This is a genomic window from Pontibacillus sp. ALD_SL1, from assembly GCF_017355605.1.
Genome location: NZ_CP062974.1, coordinates 3,390,650 through 3,414,505, shown reverse-complemented (window position 1 = coordinate 3,414,505; position 23,856 = coordinate 3,390,650). Strand labels below are relative to the sequence as shown.

The 23,856-nt window shown below is 38.3% G+C and carries 16 protein-coding genes; 12 read left to right on the top strand and 4 right to left on the bottom strand.

Features of this window, described 5'->3' with window-relative positions:
- Window positions 1–86 precede the first annotated feature (86 nt).
- From IMZ31_RS17030 to IMZ31_RS17000, 7 genes are all read left to right on the top strand, one after another.
- Window positions 87–467: a hypothetical protein gene (locus IMZ31_RS17030; protein WP_207528448.1), complete on the top strand. Its 381-nt coding sequence runs from the start codon at window positions 87–89 to the stop codon at window positions 465–467.
- Between the two features lie 24 nt (window positions 468–491).
- The gene (locus IMZ31_RS17025) at window positions 492–1,607 is read left to right on the top strand and encodes a Wadjet anti-phage system protein JetD domain-containing protein (RefSeq protein WP_207528447.1); all 1,116 of its coding nucleotides are present in this window, start codon (window positions 492–494) and stop codon (window positions 1,605–1,607) included.
- Window positions 1,600–3,078, top strand: coding sequence for a hypothetical protein (locus tag IMZ31_RS17020; protein ID WP_207528446.1), 1,479 nt, complete (start codon window positions 1,600–1,602; stop codon window positions 3,076–3,078). Before IMZ31_RS17025 ends, IMZ31_RS17020 begins: the two co-directional genes overlap by 8 nt.
- 3 nt (window positions 3,079–3,081) lie before the next feature.
- Window positions 3,082–3,837: a DUF6063 family protein gene (locus IMZ31_RS17015; protein ID WP_207528445.1), complete on the top strand. Its 756-nt coding sequence runs from the start codon at window positions 3,082–3,084 to the stop codon at window positions 3,835–3,837.
- A complete protein-coding gene (locus IMZ31_RS17010; RefSeq protein ID WP_207528444.1) occupies window positions 3,821–8,320 on the top strand; it encodes a hypothetical protein in 4,500 nt (1,499 codons plus the stop codon). The genes IMZ31_RS17015 and IMZ31_RS17010 overlap by 17 nt, the downstream gene beginning before the upstream one ends.
- Before the next feature lie 135 nt (window positions 8,321–8,455).
- A complete protein-coding gene (locus tag IMZ31_RS24780; RefSeq protein ID WP_371825460.1) occupies window positions 8,456–8,734 on the top strand; it encodes an ATP-binding protein in 279 nt (92 codons plus the stop codon).
- On the top strand, window positions 8,619–9,053 hold the full coding sequence (locus IMZ31_RS17000; RefSeq protein ID WP_371825459.1) for a magnesium chelatase subunit ChlI family protein: 435 nt from the start codon (window positions 8,619–8,621) through the stop codon (window positions 9,051–9,053). The genes IMZ31_RS24780 and IMZ31_RS17000 overlap by 116 nt, the downstream gene beginning before the upstream one ends.
- Window positions 9,054–9,575: 522 nt before the next feature.
- Here IMZ31_RS17000 and IMZ31_RS16995 read toward each other — a convergent pair.
- A complete protein-coding gene (locus tag IMZ31_RS16995) occupies window positions 9,576–10,700 on the bottom strand; it encodes a L,D-transpeptidase (protein ID WP_207528441.1) in 1,125 nt (374 codons plus the stop codon).
- 289 nt (window positions 10,701–10,989) lie between these two features.
- Here IMZ31_RS16995 and IMZ31_RS16990 point away from each other — a divergent pair, with 289 nt between their 5' ends.
- Window positions 10,990–11,769, top strand: a complete 780-nt coding sequence (locus tag IMZ31_RS16990) for an SMI1/KNR4 family protein (RefSeq protein ID WP_207528440.1) — start codon at window positions 10,990–10,992, stop codon at window positions 11,767–11,769.
- A gap of 93 nt (window positions 11,770–11,862) precedes the next feature.
- Here IMZ31_RS16990 and IMZ31_RS16985 read toward each other — a convergent pair whose 3' ends face one another.
- Entirely contained in the window at window positions 11,863–12,183 is a 321-nt protein-coding gene (locus tag IMZ31_RS16985) for a hypothetical protein (RefSeq protein WP_207528439.1), read from the bottom strand.
- A 16-nt stretch (window positions 12,184–12,199) separates the two neighbouring features.
- The gene (locus IMZ31_RS16980; protein WP_207528438.1) at window positions 12,200–14,269 is read right to left on the bottom strand and encodes a hypothetical protein; all 2,070 of its coding nucleotides are present in this window, start codon (window positions 14,267–14,269) and stop codon (window positions 12,200–12,202) included.
- Between the two features lie 334 nt (window positions 14,270–14,603).
- On the opposite strand from IMZ31_RS16980, the gene IMZ31_RS16975 reads away from it, so the two are divergent.
- The 3 genes from IMZ31_RS16975 (at window position 14,604) to IMZ31_RS24775 (ending at window position 17,301) form a co-directional block, all read left to right on the top strand.
- Window positions 14,604–15,383, top strand: coding sequence for a transposase (locus IMZ31_RS16975; RefSeq protein WP_207528437.1), 780 nt, complete (start codon window positions 14,604–14,606; stop codon window positions 15,381–15,383).
- 163 nt (window positions 15,384–15,546) lie between these two features.
- On the top strand, window positions 15,547–17,076 hold the full coding sequence (locus IMZ31_RS16970) for a YifB family Mg chelatase-like AAA ATPase (RefSeq protein WP_207528436.1): 1,530 nt from the start codon (window positions 15,547–15,549) through the stop codon (window positions 17,074–17,076).
- A 60-nt stretch (window positions 17,077–17,136) separates the two neighbouring features.
- Window positions 17,137–17,301 carry a DUF4160 domain-containing protein gene (locus IMZ31_RS24775; protein WP_207528435.1) on the top strand — a complete coding sequence of 55 codons (165 nt, stop codon included), beginning with the start codon at window positions 17,137–17,139 and terminating at the stop codon, window positions 17,299–17,301.
- A gap of 204 nt (window positions 17,302–17,505) precedes the next feature.
- On the opposite strand, the gene IMZ31_RS16960 is transcribed toward IMZ31_RS24775, so the two are convergent.
- Window positions 17,506–19,064, bottom strand: a protein-coding gene (locus IMZ31_RS16960; protein ID WP_207528434.1) for an IS3 family transposase whose coding sequence is annotated in 2 segments (ribosomal slippage) — window positions 17,506–18,431 and window positions 18,431–19,064 — 1,560 coding nt in all. Because the reading frame shifts where the segments join, the coding sequence is not laid out codon by codon here.
- A 461-nt stretch (window positions 19,065–19,525) separates the two neighbouring features.
- Here IMZ31_RS16960 and IMZ31_RS16955 point away from each other — a divergent pair.
- Window positions 19,526–23,809 carry a S8 family serine peptidase gene (locus IMZ31_RS16955; RefSeq protein WP_207528433.1) on the top strand — a complete coding sequence of 1,428 codons (4,284 nt, stop codon included), beginning with the start codon at window positions 19,526–19,528 and terminating at the stop codon, window positions 23,807–23,809.
- Window positions 23,810–23,856: the final 47 nt, after the last annotated feature.

Sequence of the window (23,856 nt, the reverse complement as noted above, 5' to 3'; positions counted from 1 at the left end):
TAAGATAATTACATCAATAATACTTTTAGTATTCTTTTAAACAATATTATATATATTATCTTAAGGGGTAAGGGGAGAAGTCAAAAATGAGTTCAATTGAAAAATACGTAAATGAACGTGTAGCAATTTTGGAAATAGAAAAGATACCTAAGCCAGTAAAGTTTTCAGTGTCTATAGAAAATGAAACGAATTTTCGTTTACAGTATATCGCTAAACAATTAGAAACTAGCAGAGCAAATTTAGCTGCTGATTTTATCCAACTCGCTATCGTTGAAGCCGAAAAAACACTTGGACTTAATCCATTTGATTTCGAAAGTGAATATGGAAAGGCCTACTTAAAGAATTGTGGGGGAAACTTTCATCATGATGAGACAGGCTATTATCGCGTTAATTCAAATGGAGAAAAGGTTAAAATTACAGATCCGACGAACGAGGAAGAAGTAGATTATAGTTCAAAGTCGAAATAAAAGAGATAAAAGGTGGTAAAGCTTTTGGAGAAAGAAGGTGAGTGGCAAATGAACAAAATTGAGAAAATGAAGGATTTAATAACCGCCTACTTAAATCAACATAAAAACGTAGAGTTCAATATTTTAGATCTGGAGAACTATATTATTGATAGATATGACAGCCTTAATGATTACCAGGATGATGTAGGATATGAATTATTTTACACCACCATAAATGAACTAAGTTCCTCCTTAAAGATTAAACCAATGAAATCTCATATCAAAACAACTAATAACCGTAAACCGCCATTACCAATAAGGTGGAGAATCATTAGAACAAAGGCTATTCCTAAATGGACCCAAGAACAAATTTTCCAAGTGTCAGATCGGTTAGATATTAGTTATTTTATCACCAATCCTGAAAAGCAGAATGTATCAACCTGGGAGAACATATTAAGCATTTATAATTTTTTAGGGGAAAAGGATAAATGGGAGTGGGAATCTAAAGCGAGTCGGTCCTATCAATTATTTAAGGATGAGAAATTCCTTAATGAAGAAGGTGTACACCTTTTAGGTAGATTAAAATTAACTGAGCACGATTTGAAAATTGAGAACTATGGTGAGCCATTCTCATATTTTGTACATCCTAGAGTTAGCAGTTTTACTGAAATTAAACGTATTTTAATCATTGAAAATTTATCGTTTTTCCATGCTTGTAGAAGATTATTTAGAATGTACAAACCAATTGTGGGCCTGGAATTAAATATGATTATATACGCAGAAGGAACACATATCGAATCAAGCATTAAATACATAAAAGACATATTAGAGCACAGCGATTTTCATTTTCTTTATGTAGGTGATATGGACCCATCAGGATATTCCATATATGCTCGTCTGAAAATTAATAACCCGGAGTTTGACATAACTTTAGCTAAACAAATTTACTACAAGATGGTGGAGGAATGCCATTGTCCGACCACTATAAAAAAGGATCAGCAGAAAAACAACGATCATTTTAACTATTTCTTGGATGAAATGGGCCGGGATAATGAAGACTTCACTGCGATTGCTTATCAAATTTGGAATGAAGATAAGCGTATCCCTCAAGAAGTCCTACCAATTGACCTACTATTAAAAGGGGAAGGTAATCATGCTTAATGAGGATATATGGATTGGGATAGAGAAAAGAAAAAGGTCGTTAAACCCTATCTTCTTGTTTGGTGCGGGTATGAATCTGGGTGAGAAACTAAATCCTTATGTTCGTGATATATTGCTAAATGTTTTGTTGGAAGTCTATTATCGAGAGCTGCGTGATGATGAAGCTAGAACTAAGGATGATATATATGAGGTTGTGCGTGAAATTCTTGAAACTTTTAAACTAGGCTATGAAGAAGATGATGCAATCCGGTTAGGGAACGGAATCTTTTATCAAGGTGATAGTAAGCGAATGGATTCCTTTAAAGGTCATTATTATAATCGTGAAAAACAGATTTTTGTGGAGCAACGCTTTTCTTACTTAGAACAAGATCGCGAATATACGAAATTAAAAAAAGGTACAGTCGTTTATAAGTTGACCGATGAGAGCATCCGATTGATTTTAATGTCTCGAGAATTCGAAGAAGAAATGGATATGAGCGTTGAACAGCTATACACGTTACAACTCATTAGAGCCGGCAGGGTTAACAAAGCTGTTGGTGTATTGGACGCATTAACATTGAGAATAAGACGTTTATTAGCAAAAGAGAAGGATTATAGATACGAACTAGAGAGAAATCCAAAGGTGTTATTAACTAATAGGGAAGTTAGAAAAAAATCTAAAGAAGATGTTCGGACCCAATCAGAAGAAGCGCAGGAATTATACAAAAAGATGTTAGCAACTTTAAAAATGATTGAAAGAGGAAACGAACTATCACGATTGGAACACTTAGAGCTAGAAAACAAAATATTTTCTACTTCGAAATTACACCTTAGTCTAACGGACGAGGTTTATAAAAATATTGCCATTGAATTAGATATACGCAAAAACAATCCATTAGCCCTTGTTTATAGGAAGACTGCTAATTTCCATCAGGAATTATGGGAAAAGCATATGTATAAGGATGGTATCCCAAGTGAAGATATATATGATTTGATATTAGGTCCATTGTTCTCTCCAAAACAAGATGTCATTTTTCCAATGGAGTGGATATGGCAGGAACAAGAATTAGTACATGAACAAGAACTGATAGAATCGGACTTCAAAGAAGAAAAAGAAGAGCCATGGCATAAGTATGTGCATGAAGTCAATTGGGATGTAGTAGTAGATCGTTGGTATCCAATATTTAAAGAGTTAGCTAGTACTGGTGAATTTCTTGCAAAGGATATTAGTTCTTTTGAGCGGTGGAGTCGTGATGCTATTGACTTTTGGCCACTATTTGCTCAATCTGAATTGTCTGTTGGGGAACTACATGAGAATAGAAAGTACAATGATGAACGGTTTACACTATTACAAAGGATGCTAAAAATAGATGGTGATATCAGGTTCTTTGAAGGAAAAGTAATTTATGGAACGTATGAACCTGGAGAGAAAATCGTGACAGAAGATATTCAGATGTCTTCCTACGTACTGCGATATAAAAGGGGAGTATAATGAATGGCCGCAGAAAAAATAAAAATGGCAACAGATATTTATGCTAAGTTGATGAAGCATAAAATGGTTGATCGAAATGAAAGTGTCATAAGGTCTTACTTTGATGACACTCAGGTACATGACTTGGTTCAGCAAATCGCAAGAAGTTTCGGAACGATTATTTTAGAAGGACACGAAAAGCTCCAACTGATATCCGATGGGAAAGAGTCTATATTTGCTACATCTTTTACCCATTTAAAGGAGAAATACAGTGATATTGAAAATAAAAAAGAGTTCTATTTGTTATGTAATATATTAATGATTTATCTTAGTGAAATTGATGGTGACTTATCTGTGAAATCGCGCTATGAACTACGTGGTTTATCCTTTTATAGACTAGAAGAGCTTATAACTAATGTGTTTAGCTATTGGAAATATAAGGTTGAAACTGACGAGGACTACGAAAAGAAGTGGGCAATGAACATTAGGGAACAAGTGGAGTTCTGGTTAAGTAAAGATTTAAAAGATGATAGTAATAAGATAACCCCTTCTATGAAAAATAAATTTAGCATTATGAAAAAAGCATTAAATCTATTAGAGAATGACAATTTATTAAATGTCATCCTAGAGGGAGACGAACATATTGTCTATGCGTATCCAGAATTATATGAAAGAATCGAGGGCCTTTTCCATAATTATGAAAGGTATTCTATGTTACGAGATGCCATAGTAGAAGCTAAACAAAGGAAGGAGGATGAGGTTAATGACAGCAATAAATAAATACCGAGTGGTTGGTCCACGTTACAAACAACAAACTAGAATTTACAAAGATGAAGTATTACACTTTAGCTCTGATGAAGGACCACAAAATGCAATCATCACAGCGAAGAACACGTTTGGTAAAGGTGTTCTCTTGCAGCTGTTATTTCAACCTATAATTCCGAAGACTGCTTGGAGTCGTGGTAAGAATAAAGTTAACCACTTTTTCTATGCAAAAAATGGTCAATTTAAGCCCTATACATTTTATAGTTGTATAGACTTCCATTTAGATTTGGACAGGCACTTGTTGGTTGGAGTAGCTATGACTTCACAATTAAATGAAAAAAATGATAGTGAACCTCTATACACATTATTCGTAAGAGAGTATGGGTACAGTTTATATGATCCATTCACAATTGATAATATTCCACTATACAACAAAGAAAAAGGCACACCAAAGCCTTACGGTGAATTTTTAGAGTATCTGAGGGAAAATAAAAAAGAATTTCTTACATTTAACGAAAATTCTAAGTCGAAATTCTACAGCACTTTGGATAGTTATGGGGTCATAAAAAAGGATTGGGAACAATTAATTGACATTAACCAATATGAGGGCGGAGTAGCAAATTACTTTGAGGATAAGAATGCCACAACGAATCATGGCCTTTTCTCTAAAATGATCATTCCAGCAATTGAGGCTAGATTAAATGAAAAAGGTGAAGAAAATGACCTTATTACTTTGTTTAAAAATATCGCTTCAATAACTAAAAATCTTCCTGAATTGAAAAAGAATGCTTCCGCATATGCTGAAATTAAAAACCATAATGAAGAAGTTAATTTAAGTTTGACTGAGCTTATAAAAGAAAGAGAAAAATTTGATATACATATAGACGAAGGGCGTTCTATATTAACTGCCTTAAATAACGAAAACTCTTCATTGGAAAAGGAGATTATTGACCATAGAGAGCAATTAGAAGAGCTAAATAAACTAAAGCAAGAGCTGGATTGGAAGCAAAGAAATCTGCAATATGTAATTAAATATTATGAGTTAAATGAACTCAATGCATCCCTCCTATCTTATGGACAAATACAAAATGATAAAGAACAAGAAAAGGTGACTTTAACAAACCAAAAAGATGAAGCGGAACTTCAACTACAGTTAAAGAAATGGGATGAGGTCGAACAGGAACTTCAAAATTTTCGTAGAAAAATAAATGCCATTGAACAGTCACAAGATTATCGTGAATCAAAAGAACTGCAAATTCAGCTTGAAGTTGAAATTGAAAGTGAATGGAATGCAATACTTATGGAAATCAACAGAATAAGTACGGAAAGTGAAGCTTACAAAAACTATATTATTGAATTACGCGAAACTATAAACACACAAGTTAGGTCGTTTACTGAGCAGCTTACGAAATATGAAGTTGAAAAAGGAGTCATTGAAAAGTCGATTGAAAAATTCAAACTGGAACTTGATAAACAAAAAGAAATATATGGCGAATATTTTTATTACGATATCGACAAAATTCATTCGCAAAAAAGTAAAGAGTTAAAAGGCACTGAAAAAAAACATGCAAAATTAACTAAAGAGCAAACTGAAAAAGCGGATGAAAAAACTATATTAGAACGTAGACATGCAACTTTAGAAGCGGAAATAATATCAGAAGAAAAAGAAGTAAAGAGAATCAAACAACAACGGGATCATCAAAAAGAAAAAGAGCATGCGATCATGCAAAAGGTATGGAATATTCTTCGCATGAATCCTGTTGAAATAGAAGATTTTCGTAAATGGTTGAATGAGGAGATACCTGTTTTAAAAAACAGAAAAAGTGAGTGGGAACTTACTCTAAATCAGTTAAACATTCAAATATATGAAATAGCATTTGAAGTGAAACAAAATGATAAACCTTATTTAATTCCGAGTGAGGAAGTTTATAAAGTGAAATCCCTACTAGATGAAAAAGGAGTTCCTGTTTTATTCGGAGATGAATACATAAAACAACAAGAGCCCGAAAAACGGGAGGAGCTTAATAAATATCATCCCCTTTTAAAATACGGGTTAATAGTGCCCAATCAAAATAAGGCATATGTTGATGAAATTAAAAAGCTCAATAAAGAGTTTTTCCGTGTCCCTATTCCTATTTTTGGGGTTAATCAATTAGAAAAGCCAAGTGATATGCAGTTTGTTATTTTAGATCAGAGGGCAGCAGAATTATCCATCCATGATGGCAATTTGTCAGAACATAAACAGGCTTTATACTTAAAAAGCGATGAAGTTAAATCAGAGATTGAGAACACGAAGGAATATATCGATAAACTTACAACAGTCGTTGCAGAACTAGAATCCTTTGACCATAGTATTACCGCTATTGAATTAGAGAAACAATATCATACTCTTCAAACACAGCTGGTTAAAAAAATAAGAGAAAAACCTGAGGTAGAAAAGCAAGTAGAGCTCGTTAAAGCAGAACTAATAGATATATCAGATGCACTCGTCTCCTTTTCAAATGAAATAGAGAGTTTGAAAAAAGAAATAGAAAGCCTCAAAACTTGGTTAGAAAATAAGAAAATATACGAGACCGAAAAGCAAAGAGAATATGAGCTGTCACTTAAGATTCAAAGCATGAACAGTAAAATAAGTTCTAAACAAAAGGAACTCGGTACACTAAATGATAATTTTGAGGATTGGAAAGATTCTTATCGTGACTGGAAGGATAGTAAGAATAATTTAGTTGATACAGTCAAGGAAGTGCTTCCTATGGTCAACGTTGAAGATGTAAGAACAGAAGCTCTTTGCGATGTTCAACCTAATTTTTCTATGGATGCAGATAACCTAAAGTCCCATACATACAAATGGAAAGCTGTGCAACAAGAAATGGAAAGTCGTAATACTGAGTTAGTGAAGTTAGGAGTTAAACTAGAACTTTCTCAAAAGGCTGTAAATAAAGAAGAGAAAGCACTATCCCGATTAAATGGGGAGTGGAAGAACTATGAAGTACCACAAGAACCCATGCTGGTATTAGAGAAAAGGCTTGAATTAAAGAAACAAAGTGTAAAAGAAATTGATGACGAGCTTCTTCTATTAAAATCGGATATGAAACATGCTAACTCTCAGAAAAATAAATTGGAAAATGAATTGGGTGACATGAAAGCATCTATTATTAAAGACTGCGGGAAACAACCTGAAATGTGGCAGTCAGATGATTTTTCTAAAATGAAAATTGAAATACAGAATTTAATTGATGAAAATAAAAGTGATATAAAAGATGCAAATGATATTATTAGGGAATTGATCGATAAGCTGAGTGGTTTTACCAGCACCTTGCAAAAAGTTAGTGCAACTCTAAATACACTGAATATTAGCAGTGGTTTAAATCCTGTATCTTATTTGCAGGAACTAGTCAAAAAGGATCCTATCAAAACTGGTGATGATTGGATTAATACATTCAAGACATCACAAAAAAATGTAAATACTAAAAAGTCGGCCGTACAATCAATCCATCGAAAGAAGAAAGAAGTTTTTGAACGAAGTGAGTGGGTTTTAGAAATTAAAGATGTTGCCTTAAAAGTATATAGTGATATGGACTTTGAAGAATTACAGGAAGTAAAGGCATCTATCGAAGGTTTAGATTTATTGGCAAGTAATGAAATTGCTGAAGCTGAGGAAGAAAGAAACACAGCAGAAGAAGCTAAAAAGGAGTGGGTAGAACACGCTTGTAAATATGCACTTCAAATTGTAGAGCACTTACGAAAAATGATTAAAGCAATGCGTATTACAAATAAAAGCCGGTTAACATTTCCGCTTGTAAAATTAAAAAGGGATAATTTACTTCCAAGGGAAACTGAGCAAATAAAAGGTGCTATTGATGATTTGTTTGACAAGGTTATTACAGAGATATTTGCTGATTTTCAAGATGTAAACGATGTTCCGCAAAGGGTGTTAAAAGAAAAGATCAGTACCAAGAATATCATCTTATCTGCATTTAATTACCAATATCCAACCTTATGGCTATATCGTTTACACGAGGAGAATAGCTTTTTGTATGAGCCGCCAAAGGAAGAGTTCTATACAGAGTGGGAAACAATTAATGAATCTTCCAAAACAGATCCTGCTGGAAGTGGTGGACAGCTATTTAGCGCAAGGACATTATTATTAATGATGCTTACATCGTTTAAGCGAACAAATGAAGATAATAGCAACTGGAAGATTTTAATAACAGATAACCCGTTTAGTGTAGCTGTTAGTGATCATATCGTTGATCCAATTTTGGCTATCGCTGAAGAGTTGAAGTTTCAATGGATTGTTGTAACACCACCTGAGTTAGTTAAAGTGGAGTTACTACAAAAATTTGATATGTACTATCAACTAAGTGCAGAGCCTATAACTTCTGGAACAGACCAAGTTGTATCTGAAGTACAATATGGTTTCAGAAACTATAAGAAGTCAAACAGCATTTTAAAAGAAGATAAAGCAGTTTTGCTTTCTGGTGAGCAAGATAATTAGAGTTAATTATATATAGAAGAAACTCGTCATAAGTGGCCTACTACCTTAATTGGTGGGGGCTTTTTTATTGTTCGAAGCAAGAATAGGGCAAGATATTATCTATTTATATATTAAAATTTTTATCCATACGTCCTCATGGCGATGCTGCGTCAGCCGCACGAATCCGGGCGTGTAACCATCAGTCGAGACCAAGCCTCCGTTACGTATCCTGCTAAATTCCTGCCTTTATCCGCCATGAACCCGTGCCCATGTGGCTACCTTGGCGCTACGACCCATTACTGCACCTGCTCCCCTAAACATGTTCAGGCTTACCAGAATAAAGTATCAGGTCCTGTTTGTTCAGGATCGAATCGATATCATTCTCCATCTAACCCCAGTGAATCTCCAGCAAGAAAGGAAAGAAGACGCTCCTAGTTCCTCAGATATTCAGAAGCGGGTTCAAGCATCGCGTGATCTTCAGTATAAAAGGCACGGGAAAGTGTGCTGTAACGCTGACTTGTCTATAGAAGAAGTTCGAACGATGATCCCTTTAACAGAGGAGCAGAAGTCCTTTCTTCAGAACAAAGCGGTGAAAGAGAATTGGAGTAATCGTGTACAAATGAAGATGCACCGTCTGGCAAGAACGATTTCTGATTTAAGAGGTGAGGAAGTGGTGTCGGACGAAGCGTTGTGGGAGGCGGTTGCGATGAGGAGGGGGAATAGTGGGTTGGTTAAGAAGAAGGTGGTTAAGTGAAGATGTCTTTTATTAGGAGATAACCACCATAAATAAAATGAAGTAAAGCATATGGAAGGTTTTCTTGAGAACCAGTGGTCCAGTTCCCCGTGGTATTATTAGGTTGAACCACAACAGCTCCTAATTTGTTTTAGACACTTTCTTGTCTATAAGGCGCACAGTCATAATAGTAAAAAATACAATCCCTCCTATTAGACCAGACCGAACAAGGCCTGGTGGAACAAATAAGACAATCAAAATAAAGGGAATGAGATATAAAATGATCGACAACAGTATTCGTTTGCTGTGGTTCATATAAAGTGAATCCTCCCTTGGACTAAAAGATATCATTGAGCGGAAGCATAGGGGCGGTTTCTGTGGTTTTTAGTTGAATTTTTTGTTTCAACGTCTAAAGGTGAAGGAGATCCAAGTAGTTTGGGGTCTCCCGTTAGATGTATAAGATTGATCAAACGTTTGATCAAGTAAGAAGACCCCCTTTTTACAAAGAAGCACGAGAACCGTCCCCGCGCTTCACTTCCTTTTTTAATGCTTCCAATGGAAAGCGGTCTCAGGAGAAGATTCTGTATGCATAGGGGGTCCAGTCATAGAAAAGGGGATATCCTCCTCCGTTAAAAGCGGAGGTTTCGCAAGAGGTAGAACCTTAAACGGGGTGCCGAGGGACACAAGGGGATAGAGGGCTTCAATGTCTGCATTTTCGAAGCGCAAGCATCCTTTCGTGACACGGGATCCGATTTCACCTCCGTCGTTTGTGCCATGTAATGCATAGTCATCATGCAAAACAAGCCCTCTTGTTCCGAGAATGGTATCGCCTCCATTGGGATTCACGACGCGTTTTAAGACAGAGGACTCCTTGAACGGAAGGGGCGCTGTGCCCGAGGCAACAAGGAATGCCAACAAAGGGGTTCCGTTGTGAACCAAACCTAAAGCATTTGCCTCTTTGTCAAAATGGAGTTCCAGTCGTTCTTCAGAAGCTCCTTTCAATTCGTAATGAAAGCCCCCTTCGACCAGAAAAGTGTGATGCCCCGCTTTCTCTATTTTGATGGAGGAAGGGATGGAACTGAGGTAATTAGAAGGATAGAGAGACACAAGCGTATCCAAGGAAGAGGGATAGAACCCGTGAAGATCACGGTACTGGTTTAATGAATTGGCGACCACAAGAAGGTGAAGTTGTTCTTCGGGATCTACTTCAGAAAACGGATACACATCGTGATGGAATGTCTGCGTCGTGTAGATATGTTCTTCGGTTTGGTGAACATAGAAACGTTCCTTGAAGAAATAGAGAGCTATGAGAAATAATAGCAGGGCGAATCCTAAAAGGGTGAATAGATAAGCCCTCGAAATCCATTTTTGACGGTTTCGTTCTTGTTCAAGCTTGAGAGCTCTTTTTGCCCGATTGACTTTCTCTGTTTCCTTGTGCTGCCGAAGAATTTGAAGGGCACGATAACTCCCTTGTGAAGCAGCGCGTTCGAACCATTTCATCGCCTTTTCGTTCTCTCCTTTTTCGAGGAGGGAGTCGGCATACTCTACTACCTTCTCTGTGTCATCGGGGTAAAAACGTAAATATTTTTCCAAATAGTTCGGGTCGCTCTTGGAAACATAAACGCCGTTTCTCAATCGAATTAAATGCGTCTTCATAAAATTCGTCATCATGATCACCTCTTTATATCTTTCAATCTATGAGGGAGCAATTCTAGAAAGAACCCGCTGGTAGGAATTCTGAAAAAAGAGGAAGCACGGGGACGGTTCCCGTGCTTCTTTTCTATATGAATATATTGGTTGGAAGGATGCATTAAAACCTTCCTCACTCTTCACGTACAAAGTGATCGCTACCTTTATATTTTAGGGGTATTTTGTAAATAAGTAATTCTAATTAGTGGAAGGTAATGAAAAATCTATATCGAAAATATACTTATAACATTTAGGAGGATTATTATAGATGATGATATGGGATATAGAGAATAATGAAGAAGACATTTATAGATTATCTCCAATTACGGTAAACGGGTTAGAAGAGATAGAAAATACCTTGAGCAAACAGTTACCCACGAGTTATAAAGATGTTCTTTTAACTCAAAATGGGGGCTATCTAAAACATAATGCAGTGATTTTAGATAATGAAGAAGACTATTTGGTAATAGATCATATTTATGGAGGAGGCAGTCCGGGTATATTAGATTCTTCTTATTTAAGTAAAGAGTGGGGGCTTCCTCATAACTTAATAATTTTTAGTGGAGAGGGAAACCAATGGTTTGCGCTTGATTATCAATATAAAAATCCTATTGTTATATATATTGATCAAGAACTTGAAGAGATCATCCAAGTTGCTGAGAATTTTGATGAGTTTCTGCAGAAACTTAGAACTTTCAATTTTGAAGTGGAGAATGGTGAGGAAAATCCCTCATGGACGATTGAAGAGGCAGAGGAAATATTTTTAGGTGAAGATAATCAACTTATTGAAGAGGTTTTAATCAGCTTTCAGTACACGGATAAAATCACATGGTACTACAAAAAATTGTTAGAGCTTTCTAATTACTCTAGCCTTTTAGTGAGGGAGACTGTTTTAAGTATTATCAGGGATAATATAGGAGATATATTGAATGAGGCACCTGCAAGTTCACGAAAATTAATTAAGGATACTATAAGTAATCTAGAAAAAGATTCGAACAAAGATATTGTGACTGAAATTAATGAAATAAAGGATATGTACAACATTTAATTATTAGTAAAGCATAGGGACGGTTCCTATGCTTCTTTTTAGTTTAATAAAATATTACGTAGGAAGCACTACAACCGTCCCCGCGCTTCTAAGTTACACCAAACCATCAGTGATCCCATTCCCGTCTAAATCCACATTCAGATCATTTATATCATTCATTCCATCATGGTCCATATCAAACTCAACGTCGTACTCATCGTGAATCCCATTTTCATCGAAGTCTAGCGTGATGTCATTGTGATCCGGAACACCGTCTTTATCTAAATCTAAAGTTACTTGGTGCTCATCAGCCATGCCATTTTGATCTAAGTCTTCAAATAGGTCGTGTTGGTCAGGGATATGATTTTGGTTCATATCAAGGAAAGGGTCTGTTTGTTGCCATCCTTCTGGTCTAAAGGGATTTCTATTGATCATCTTCATTCCTCCTCCATTATTCAAGCAGTTGCTGCTGTTCTTGATTTTTTACCATAAGACTCTTTAAGATGTCATTTAAATAGAGATCTTCCTGTAGATCTAACGGGAAGTGTTTCAACGCATATGCATCTGTGAGTTTGTTGAAAATGATTTGCTTCCTCGTTTCGAGATTAGTAATGCTTGCATTTAAGATAAAGGGAACGTTCTTCTTTGTAGTCTGATAGAAGGACTTGCTAACTTGTGCCACATAGTAAGGGAGCATTGTTTCGACTAGGTGATCAAAGGCATCAAGTGCTTGATGTAGGTGGAAATCGATCTTTAGCTGATCGCTCTTTTCTTGGTGCTGTTTCTTCTTTTCTTTTTCTCTATTAGATTGATATGTGTTGTAAGCCGTAATTGCGGCTGCTACATACCCTAATCCGCCAGTGGCAAGCCCAAGTCCTCCCAAAGCTAGAGATGTTCCATAACCTTTCTTCTTGTAAGGATCGTACTCATCTATTTCTGCTTTTGGAATAATAGCAGAAGATAGAGGTCTCAAAGCCGATTGGACTTCAACTAGATGACGACGATATTGGGATGATAGAGCTAATAAACGAGACTGGAGTTGCTCATATTGTTCAATTGGGACCTGGTTCGAGAGACTCTTGTCCTCATGGAGAACCTTTTCAGGGAATTCAACTGAAACCCGATCGATGAAGCGCTTTTGTTCTGCCATGCCATAGTATAGTAAGTGTAAGAGCTGTTCCCTTTTGGTCGATGAAGAAAGATTCTCATTCTTTTGGATGCCATGGATTTCTCTTTGAAGGAGGACTAAGCCGCCAAAAAAGTGATAGAGCAGGAGGTCATTCATGTGCCTGCTCCAGCTCGTATATAAATCATTTAGAGTAGCCTTCGATAACAGCGGTAATTTGGAATCTCTATACTGGGCCCGTAGCAACGTTTGTGCTTGATTGGGTGCACATTCTAGTTGGATTGTCCTATTCACGATTAATGGTCGGAGTGCAACTGGTGCAATGGTGACGGCTACTTGTTCTCTTGGTGCTGTTGCTAGATCTTGGTGAGAGTAGCAATCGATTTTTAAGGCTAAACGGGTCTCGTCTGGCTGTCTTTGGACCTTGATTTCTCGAATATCAGAATAGGGGATCTCATGATAAGAGTCCGTCGACTGAACCAATACCCATCCTTTTTCTTCCTTAGTTACTTGATAGGGTTGGTTTTGAATATATATGAGATCGGTTCCCGTATCATGGTCTAAATCTTGTATCAAATCCATCCCTTTAGGAGGGAGTGTGACTTTCATGAAAGATACGTTTCGGTCATTAGAAGTAACAGCGAGCGTTACATTGTCTCCTCTTTGGTCGCAAATGTGTAGCTGGTCGAAGTGGTATCTGTAGATCTCATGATAATCCTTAATAAATAGAACCTCTTCATCCCTAAAAAGGATGCTCACCTGAAGATTTTCCATTTTTTCAGTACCTAGAGATCCATTTAGTAAGCAAGTATTATGGAAATAGATATTGTGATTAATGGTAAACATGCTTAAGTCCAATGGGATAGAATCTTCTTTAAATTCTATATAATAGGGGGATCCGATGTAGTCAAAAGCTAAAAGGGTATTTCCACTCTGATATAGCGTTTTAGAAGTATTAAGCACAAAAAGTGTTTTCTTTGTCTCAAAGGATTTCACCTCTAACATGGTATCACTGTTTGTAACAGACTTCTTTATTTCTACTTCCATCTTCTCTGCGTTTTCACCGGCCCCTTTTATCAATCTTCCTTGATTTGATTCAGTTGAGAGTCCGACATCTTGAATAAATGTATGACGCACCTTGTCATTTGAGATAATTATGTCTATCTCATCTATAAACTGCTCTTGTTGATAGAAAGAACCTTTCAAACAGCACCCTGCAGAAGAGTTCACCATTTCATCGATGGAAGATATAGGGATGCGATTCCATTCAGCATGGGTGAGGTAAATATAGCCGTTTTCCACAGAAAAAAACATAAATTCAGAATGTTTCAGTTGGGGAATGGAGACCATGCATCTTCCTTGGATCTTTTTACTTGGGGGTTGAACATAACTCATAAAAAACGCTCCTGACAGTAATGTAAGTTAGCTTTAGATTAAATGTAAGCATATGATGTAAATTTTACCATGGTTTTAAGAAGCACAGGGACGGTTCCTGTGCTTCTTTTTCATTTCAAGAGCTATTTATATGAATTGTTGAGCAAGGGGATCTCGTTAAATTCTTCATTTTGGCTCGTGATACTTGGATATTTTTGTTTTTTTGCTAGGCGGAATTCCAAATTAGTCCTCCTATTTCGATCCTAAATTCAAATAGTGTACATTCGCTTTCCCAAAGGCAAAGGAGTAAACTATCGATAATACATTAAAGGTTCTTCTAATAGAAGGTGATCAATTGCCCCGAGGGAAAAGAAAGAAGAGTCGGAATGGAATCTATCATGTAATCTTACGCGGAGCAAATAAACAAGAAATCTTTCATAGTGATGAAGATCGCCATCGATTTTTAAACACACTGCTGAAGTACAAGATCCGTACTGAGATGCAAGTATATGCCTGGTGCCTGATGGATAATCATCTCCACCTCCTATTGAAAGAAGGAGACGAAAGCATTTCACTAGTTATGAAGCGGATTGGAATCAGTTATGCTCAGTACTATAACTGGATGTACCGAACGACAGGGCATTTGTTTCAGGATCGATTCCGCAGTGAGAAGGTGGAGGATCTTCGTTATGCATTGGCGGTGACCCGGTATATTCATCAAAATCCAGTCAAGGCAGGGATGGTTCAATCTCCTGACGAGTGGGAGTGGAGTAGCTGCAGGGGGTACTACGGGAGATCGGTCTCTCCGTCCGGTCTTTTAAATGAAGGATTTGTACTGGAGATGTTCTCTGAGAGTAAGCCATCACCACGTGAAGCGTTTCGAGAGTTTAATGAGAGAAGCAATGACGACCAGTTTCTCAAGCCCTTTGAAAAAGAGAAGAAGCGGTTATCAGACAAAGAGGCACGGGTAGAAATTTTGCAGATCCTTGGTGCGGTAGCGATCCCTCAAGTGAAGAGCTTGCCAAGGGAAGAGCGGAACTATTTGTTGAGGAAAGTTAAAAAGATTGATGGAGTATCACAGCGCCAAGCTGCGAGGATCCTTGGTGTGTCGCCGAACTTGTTATTTAAAGCTTGAATTCCAACACTAATAATGTAAGAGATGAAAAGGGATTTTGTATTATAGTTCTGCGTTCTCAAGCTAGATTTTTGCTATTGATCAAACGTTTGATCAATTTGGAAGAACCCCTATTATATAAGGAAGCACGAAAACCGTCCCCCGTGCATGAGGAGGTGTAGCGATGGCAGTAGCCATTCAAAGTATCGGCCTAAAAGGTATTGAAGGCTACCCCGTAACAGTAGAAGTAGAAAAGCTAGACGGCGTAGAATCTGTTGTGGTGGTTGGCTTACCCGGTGCTGCGGTGAAGGAATCGAAAGAACGAGTCCTTGCCGCTCTAAAAGGTTTTGGTATTAATTTTACCGATCGAAGAGTAATCGTGAACTTGTCACCCGCCGAGGAGAAGAAGCACGGCCCCATGTTTGATGTGGCCATGGCCATTGGCATTCTTAAATGTTTCGGTACACTGAAGGGCGTGATTCCAGATGATACAGCATTCATTGGGTCCTTGTCGTTGACCGGAAAAGTTCAGTCAATTCGAGGCATTCTTCCTGCGATCATGTCAGCAAAGAAGCTAGGAATCAAACGTCTTTTTGTCCCTTATGATTGCAGTGTTCCGATACAGGAAATTGATGGGCTTGAGATTATCTACGTCGAATATCTGATGGAGCTCGTTGATCATTTATCGAGAGGAGGCGGTTTGTCACTTGTTCCTCCTAAGACGGAGTTGGCTGTGGACCAAGCTTCTTTTCCTGGTGTTGATTTCAAAGAAGTCATAGGGCAGGAGAAGGCGAAGCGTGCGCTTGAGGTTGCGGCTGCAGGTGGTCACAACGTCATGATGATCGGTCCGCCCGGCTGTGGGAAGAGTTTATTAGCCGAGAGTTTCCCGTCCATTATGCCAAAGTTAGAACTAGAGTCACAGCTTGAGAATGTAAGCTTATATGAACTCGCCAATACCTCATTATCCTCGCTAGGAAGACCACCCTTTCGCTCCCCGCACCATTCCGCATCCGCTGTTTCTATCATTGGTGGCGGTTCGAACCCAGCGCCTGGTGAAATTTCGTTAGCCAATCATGGCGTTCTTTTCTTAGATGAATTAGCCGAATTCCCGAAGAAAACGCTCGATATGCTTCGTCAGCCGCTCGAATCTGGACGTGTAACCATCAGTCGTGCCCAAGCCACCGTTACGTATCCCGCCAAATTCCTGCTTTTATCCGCCATGAACCCTTGCCCTTGCGGCTACCTTGGCGCCACGACTCATTACTGCACCTGCTCCCCAAAGCATGTCCAAGCTTACCAGAACAAAGTATCAGGTCCTGTTCAGGATCGAATCGATATTATCCTTCATTTAACCCCGGTGAATCTCCAGCAAGAAAGGAAAGAAGACGCTCCTAGTTCCTCAGAGATACAGAAGCGGGTTCAATCAGCGCGTGATCTTCAGTATAAACGGCACGGGAAAGTGTGTTGTAACGCTGACCTGTCTATAGAAGAAGTACGAACGATGATCCCTTTAACAGAGGAGCAGAAGTCGTTTCTTCAGAACAGAGCGGTAAAAGAGAATTGGAGTAATCGTGTACAAATGAAGATGCACCGTCTGGCTAGGACGATTTCTGATCTGAGAGGTGAGGAAGCGGTGTCGGATGAGGCGTTGTGGGAGGCGGTTACGATGAGGAGGGGGAATAGTGGATTGGTTAAGAAGAAGGTGGTTAAGTAGGTTGTCTTCCATCCAGTTATAAACATCATAAATAAATTGAAGTAAAGCAGGGATGAATGTATGACAACCATTAGTCATTTTGGAGGGATTTCAATACATTTATATTATAATGATCATGATCCTCCTCATTTCCATGTTAATTATTCCGGATTATTAATATGGGGAGACGTTAATGAGCACGAATGGGGATCCAAATGTGGATGGATATACCGTAGAAATCATTGATTACTACTAGATTAGGGATCTGAGAGCACAATTATGATTGTTATTGTGCTCTTTTTTTAATGTTTGAAAAGAAAACTAGTTTAAGAAGCACAGGGGAGGTTCTTGTGCTTCTTTTTGATTATTTAGAAATTAATACGTAAAGTAAAAAGGTCACAGATAGTGAAGTGCCCCCTGTCAAGTAGACAGTGGAAATAATATAAAGACTTAAGCGGCTTTAGCTCTATATTCCATAGGGCTAAGGCCGTTTAATTTTTCTTGGTATCTTTCATGATTGTAAAAGTATATGTATTCCTCAATGGCTGAAGATAATTCTTCGTACGTATCGTACTTATGTAAATAATACTTCTCACATTTAAGTGTTCCCCAGAAGGATTCCATTGGTCCATTATCTATACACCTACCCACTCGAGACATGCTTTGGTAGATTCCTGCTTGATCTATCTTTCGTTTAAACCCATGTGAAGTATATTGAAACCCACGATCACTATGGATTAGGGGGGACTCGTCGTTTAAACTTGTGATCGCATTATCTAACGTTTCAAACACGAGATCATTATTATTGGAATGCCCAAAAACATAACTTATAATAGATCCATCATAAAGGTCACGGATCGCACTCAAATAAGCTTTTTTGGAGTGACCATACTTAAACTCTGTGACATCCGTTACCCATTTTTCATTTGGTTGTTCAGCCTCGAACTCTCTATTCAGAACGTTTTCTGCTACATGGTCTGGTGATGAACGTTTATAGACTTTCTTTTTCACTCGTGTGACAGAACGCATTTTAAACAGCTTCATTAAACGGTAAATTCTCTTGTGATTAAGTGTCTCTTCAAATTTTCGATTCATTTGAAGGGTCATTTGACGATAGCCAAAGATTCCATCTACCTTCTCTTGAAGGTTCTTCATTTCCTTAAGAATTTCCTCATTCTGAAGTTCTCGCGGAGTAGGAACTCGATCTTTCCATTTATAATAAGCTGCTCGTGAAATACCAGCGGTGTCACAAAGTAATTGGATACTCATGTTCTCTTGTTCGTGAAGCTCTTGGATAGCGACATACTTATCCTGAAAACGAATTTGGTTTAATTTCGCCCCCTTTCGATCTGCTCTAACTTTTTTAAGAATAAGTTTTCAGCACGTAACCGTTCATTTTCACGTTCGAGTTGCTTCTTCTCTAACTTGAATTTTTCTTCAGGTGTTAACTCGGTTTTACTCTTCTTTTTACCTCGTTGATCTTGAAGAGCTTCATCGCCTCCACTTTCATATTTCTTCACCCATTGATAAACCTGTTGATAAGAGACAGAGTAGTCCTCAGCTGCGCTCTGATAGTCTTTCCCATTCTTAATGCAGTTCTGTACAATTTCAATTCGCTCTTCCCAATTCGTCTTACGCCCTTTAGTCATAGAGTTCTGCCTTCTTTCTCCTTTGGATTTCCATACTCTATGACCATTATAATCATTCACCCAGTTTCTTAAAGAGGAATAACTGGAAACCCCATATTTCCTTGCCACCTCACGCATCGAGTACCTTCCTGATAAATACGCTTTGACCGCATTCAGCTTAAACTCTTTTGAGTAGGATGTGTTTGATTTTGCTTCTTCAAGTCCAGCTTCTCCAAGAGTTTCAAACTTGTGTATCCAGGATCGAATCGTAGCCCAACACACGTTATACTTAGAAGCAACTTCATTGATGGGATAATGTTCGTTACGAATAAGATTAATAATAGTAAGCTTCTCCACAGGAGAAAAAGAACTTCTCGACATACAAAAACCCCCTAAGATAAACAGTTTTATTTTTATACTGTCTACCATAGGGGGAGCATCTCATAGGCGTATCTGTGACCTTTTTTGTGGTTATAGGGATAAGAAGGTCATTGATTAGCCTAATCAATGACCTTTTGAAGTTACACTTTTGTTAAAGGGTGAGAGGTCCATCTGTTCTCTGACCTTTTAGCGTTCATACTCTGGTGAAATGTAAGGGAGGAAGCACGGGAACCGTCCCCGCGCTTCATGGTGAAATGTAAGGGAGGAAGCACGGGAACCGTCCCCGCGCTTCAAGCTTATGTAGGTAATTGTAACATACTGACAAAGATTGTCGATTTCTTACAGTTAATCAGGTATATATGGTATTATTACAATGTTTTCACAAAAAATGTTTTTTCCGAAAAAAAGGGGGCCTAAATTGTAGATTATTGCATAACCAAAATTGAAAGGGGATAAGGGTATTGAATGTTAAACGTATTATATCCGTAATATCGATTCTTCTGTTAGCGTTTACAAGTTTCTTTACAAGCGTTTCTCCGGTAAGTGCAAATAGTTCCAAAAATTTGAACCTGAACACCAAACAGACATACGAAAAGTTGCAACCGGAACGATCTATTTCTGAAAACCAAAACCAAAAGAGTTTAATGAGGAAAATGGATAACAACGTTCGAGTAATCGTTGAAATGGAGGGGGATTCCCCTATTGAGTATGCCACCAAGCGTGGTATGTTATATAAAGATTTGTCAGAATCCAAGAAACAAGAATTAGAACAAGAAGCTAAATCTATTCAAAATAAAGTTCAAGAGAAAATTCAATCTGAAAAAGTGACGCTAGACGTGGAAGAAACGTTTACAACCGTCATTAATGGATTTAGTGGACAAGTGAAAATGAGTGAAATTGAACAAATTCGAAACCTACCTAATGTGGAAGATGTGTACATATCAACTAAGTACAACAGACCTCAACTTCCAGACATGGATAAAAGCCATGATTTTATTCAATCCTACCAAACGTGGGGAGATGCGAAATTCAAAGGTGAAGGACAAGTTATTTCCGTCATTGATAGCGGAGTAGATCCTGAACATAAGGACTTCAACATCACATCACCAGACGATGTCTCTCTAACTCAAGAAACTACTGAAGCAATTGTTTCAGAAAACGACCTCCCTGGAAAATACTACAATACGAAAGTTCCATATGGATATAATTACTACGATAAAAACGACACAATTCTAGATGTAGGACCAAATGCTAGTATGCACGGCATGCACGTTGCTGGTACAACGGCTGCTAATGGTGAAATTAAAGGGGTAGCTCCTGAAGCACAAGTACTAGGTATGAAAGTATTTAGTAACGACCCTAATTTCCCTTCTACTTGGGAAGATATCTATTTAAAAGCAATTGATGACTCTATCAAACTAGGTGCAGATGTGATCAATATGAGTTTAGGTAGTACGGCAGCTTTCTATGAATCTGAAAATATTGCAGACAAAGCCATTACGAAAGCTGTAGACAACGGCATCGTCGTTTCTGTTTCAGCAGGTAACTCCGGACACATTGGTTATGGTTGGCCAACCCTACCACTAGCTGATAACCCAGACATTGGTGTAGTCGGGTCGCCTGGTCTCTCCAAAAACAGTATTCAAGTAGCAGCTACAGGGAACTACACGTACTTGTATGAAACATCCATTACAGTAGGAGACGTAACAGCTACTGGTTATGGGGCAGATGACTGGGATGACTCTTTTGAAGCTACGGAACTTCCAATTGTAAGCATTGGAGGAAAAGTGGGTCATCCTGAAGATTATGAAGGTGTCGATGTAGATGGAAAAATTGCTCTTGTACAGCGCGGGGAGCTTTCTTTCTATGATAAGTCGGAAAATGCCAAAAAAGCTGGTGCTGCAGGGATTATCGTATATGACCACGGTAATGGTCCCTTCTATAAGGATCAAGGAGGATGGGACATTATCCCGTTCATGATGATCTCAAAAGAAGATGGAGCGGCTATTGAGGCAGCCATTTCAAATGGTGCTGAGAATGTTTCGTTCTCCACGGCAAATAAAAAAGAAGGACCTGAAGTAGGGCAACTAACAGAGTTTAGTTCTTGGGGTACAACACCAAGCCTTGAGCTGAAGCCGGAAATCTCAGCGCCAGGTGGCAACATCTACTCTACGCTCCAAGATAATGAATACGGCGTAAAGAGCGGTACTTCTATGGCTGCTCCTCACGTTTCCGGTGGTTCAGCTCTTGTGATGCAATACCTTAAAGAAGAATTCCCTGATCTTGAAAATGGACAGCGTTCTTCCTTTGCAAAAGTCTTATTAATGAACACGGCAGATGTCATCTTTGACGATTCTGAACAACCAGTCTCACCACGTCGCCAAGGTTCAGGAATGATGCAAACCTTTGCGGCAGTAAACACACCAATTTCAGTAACAGAAGAAGATTCTGGGGAAGCAAAAGTGGAATTAAAAGATTTCACAAGCAAGAAAATCACCTTCTCTCTAGAAGCGGAAAACCATAGTGATGAATCAATCTCGTATTCTATTGATACATCCGTTTTAACTGATACTGAAAAAGATGGTAAGAACCTGTTAATTGCTGGGGATACAGGTGCTGATGTGAAAGTGAATAACCCTAATTATGAAGATGGCGTACTAACGATCCAGCCAAACAGTACAGAAACGATCGATGTCACAATCGACCTATCCAATGCAACAATGCCAGGAACCAGTGAAGACCTAAGAGAAAACAGTTTCATTGAAGGATTCGTAACATTAACGAATGAAACGTATCCAGACATCTCTGTTCCATATGTAGGTTTTTATGGTGAATGGGATGAGCCGGACATTTTCGATGGAAATGTTGATTTAGGAGAAGAATCGTTTTATGGATTTGCAGGCATGTTGGATCAGCAAACAGCATTTATGACGCCAAACGCTGATGATGAGTATGCCGTTTCTCCAAATGGTGACGGATACAATGATGCTGTAATTCCATTACCTTCTTTCCTAAGAAATGCTAGAACAGTAGAATACAATATTTTAGACGAAAACAAAGAAGAGTTACGTACCATTCGTGAAGACAATTATGTACGTAAAAACTATTACGATGCAGGAAATGGCTCCTATTACTCTTTCGATCCTAATCGCCTTTGGGATGGAACCGTTCAATTCAATCAGGTGGAAGATGGAGAATATTTCTATGAAATGAAAGCAAAAGTGGATTATGAAGATGCTAAATGGCAGACGAAACAGGTTCCAATTGTCATTGATACAGTGAAACCAGAAGTCGATGTAACATTTGTAGAAAAGGACAATAAGATTACTTGGGAAACGACAGAAGAAGGCTCAGGTATTCGAGGGTATGACGTATATGTTGATGGCGAGAGTGTATTAGAAAGTCTTCTGACAGAGAGAGAGTACACGTTGACAGGAAGTGAAGAAGGAACTGCCGTATCCGTTGTAGCTGTCGACTTTGCGATGAACATTGGTGAATCTACCATTTTTCCTTACGACGATAACATTCCAGTTATCAGTCTAACATCACCTGAACCACTAACAGGCTATGGTTCAAAAGAGATCCGTGTAGCGGGTAACGTAACAGATGCTACTGAAGTAAGTGATTTTACAGTGAATGGTCAATCTGTAGAGATTGTTAAAAATGAAGAAACTGGGGCATACGATTTTGAAACAATGGTTACGTATCAAGAAGATGGTGTGAAAGAAATCACAGTAAGTGCGAAAGATGTGAAGGGGAACGACATTTCCATTACCCGTACCATCTTCGTAGACAGTACCCCTGGTGAGATTGTCGTGAACAGCGGTACACCAAGTTATGTTGAATCGTACGTATCCAATTATGAATTGGATGTTACGTTAAAAGATAACTATCGCCAAATGGATTTCTACGTGAACGATAACCATGAGTACAATATCGATTTTGATGTGCCTCTTCGTATGGACGGACATGAAGAGAACATGCAACTAGATTTACCGTTAAAACAAGGTGAAAATAGTTTCTTATTACGCTTAGAAGACCTAGGTGGTCATGTTACTACAAAAGAAGTGAACATTTACAGACTTGCTAAAGGGGAAGAGCCACCCCAAACAACCATAGAAGAATTAACAGTAAGCTCTACTGAAAACGTAAGTCAAAACCGTCCTGTAACCATTACGGGAGCAGCTTCTTCTGCCATGGAATGGGATGTAAGTGTAGTAGACCCTGAAGGCGAAGAAGTAGCCACGTATGAAGCAGAAGGAGAAGGTTTTGAAGGTGTATTCACTCCTGGGGAATTTGCTTTAAACGGGGAGTACACGGTTAAAGCAACTGGAACGGATGAACGTGGCGACAAAGTAGCAGAAAAATCTGCAACCTTTACCGTTTACAATTACTCTACGAAGATTCATAACATAAAAACACTGAATGGTAGTGGGGAAGAACAAGTCTCCTTCTCATCAAACGGCACGGCAAAAATTAAAGCAGAGATTACGAACTTAGAAGACTTCTCTGTAAGCCCGATGCTTATTATTCAAGTATTGGATGAGGACGATCAAGTAGTAAGCAATAGCTTTATGATCATGGATGAATTATATGCCAAAGGCACAAATGGACTAGGATATGAAGTGGATCTAGATGATCTATCTGCAGGCACATATACGGTTCAGTCTTATGTGTGGGGTGGATGGGACATGACACCACTAGCTGCTCCGGTTAAATCTGGTGTTACATTTGAGGTCAAATAAAGAACGATGGAGGTAGAGGGGCATAGAGCCCTCTACCTACCTTATTT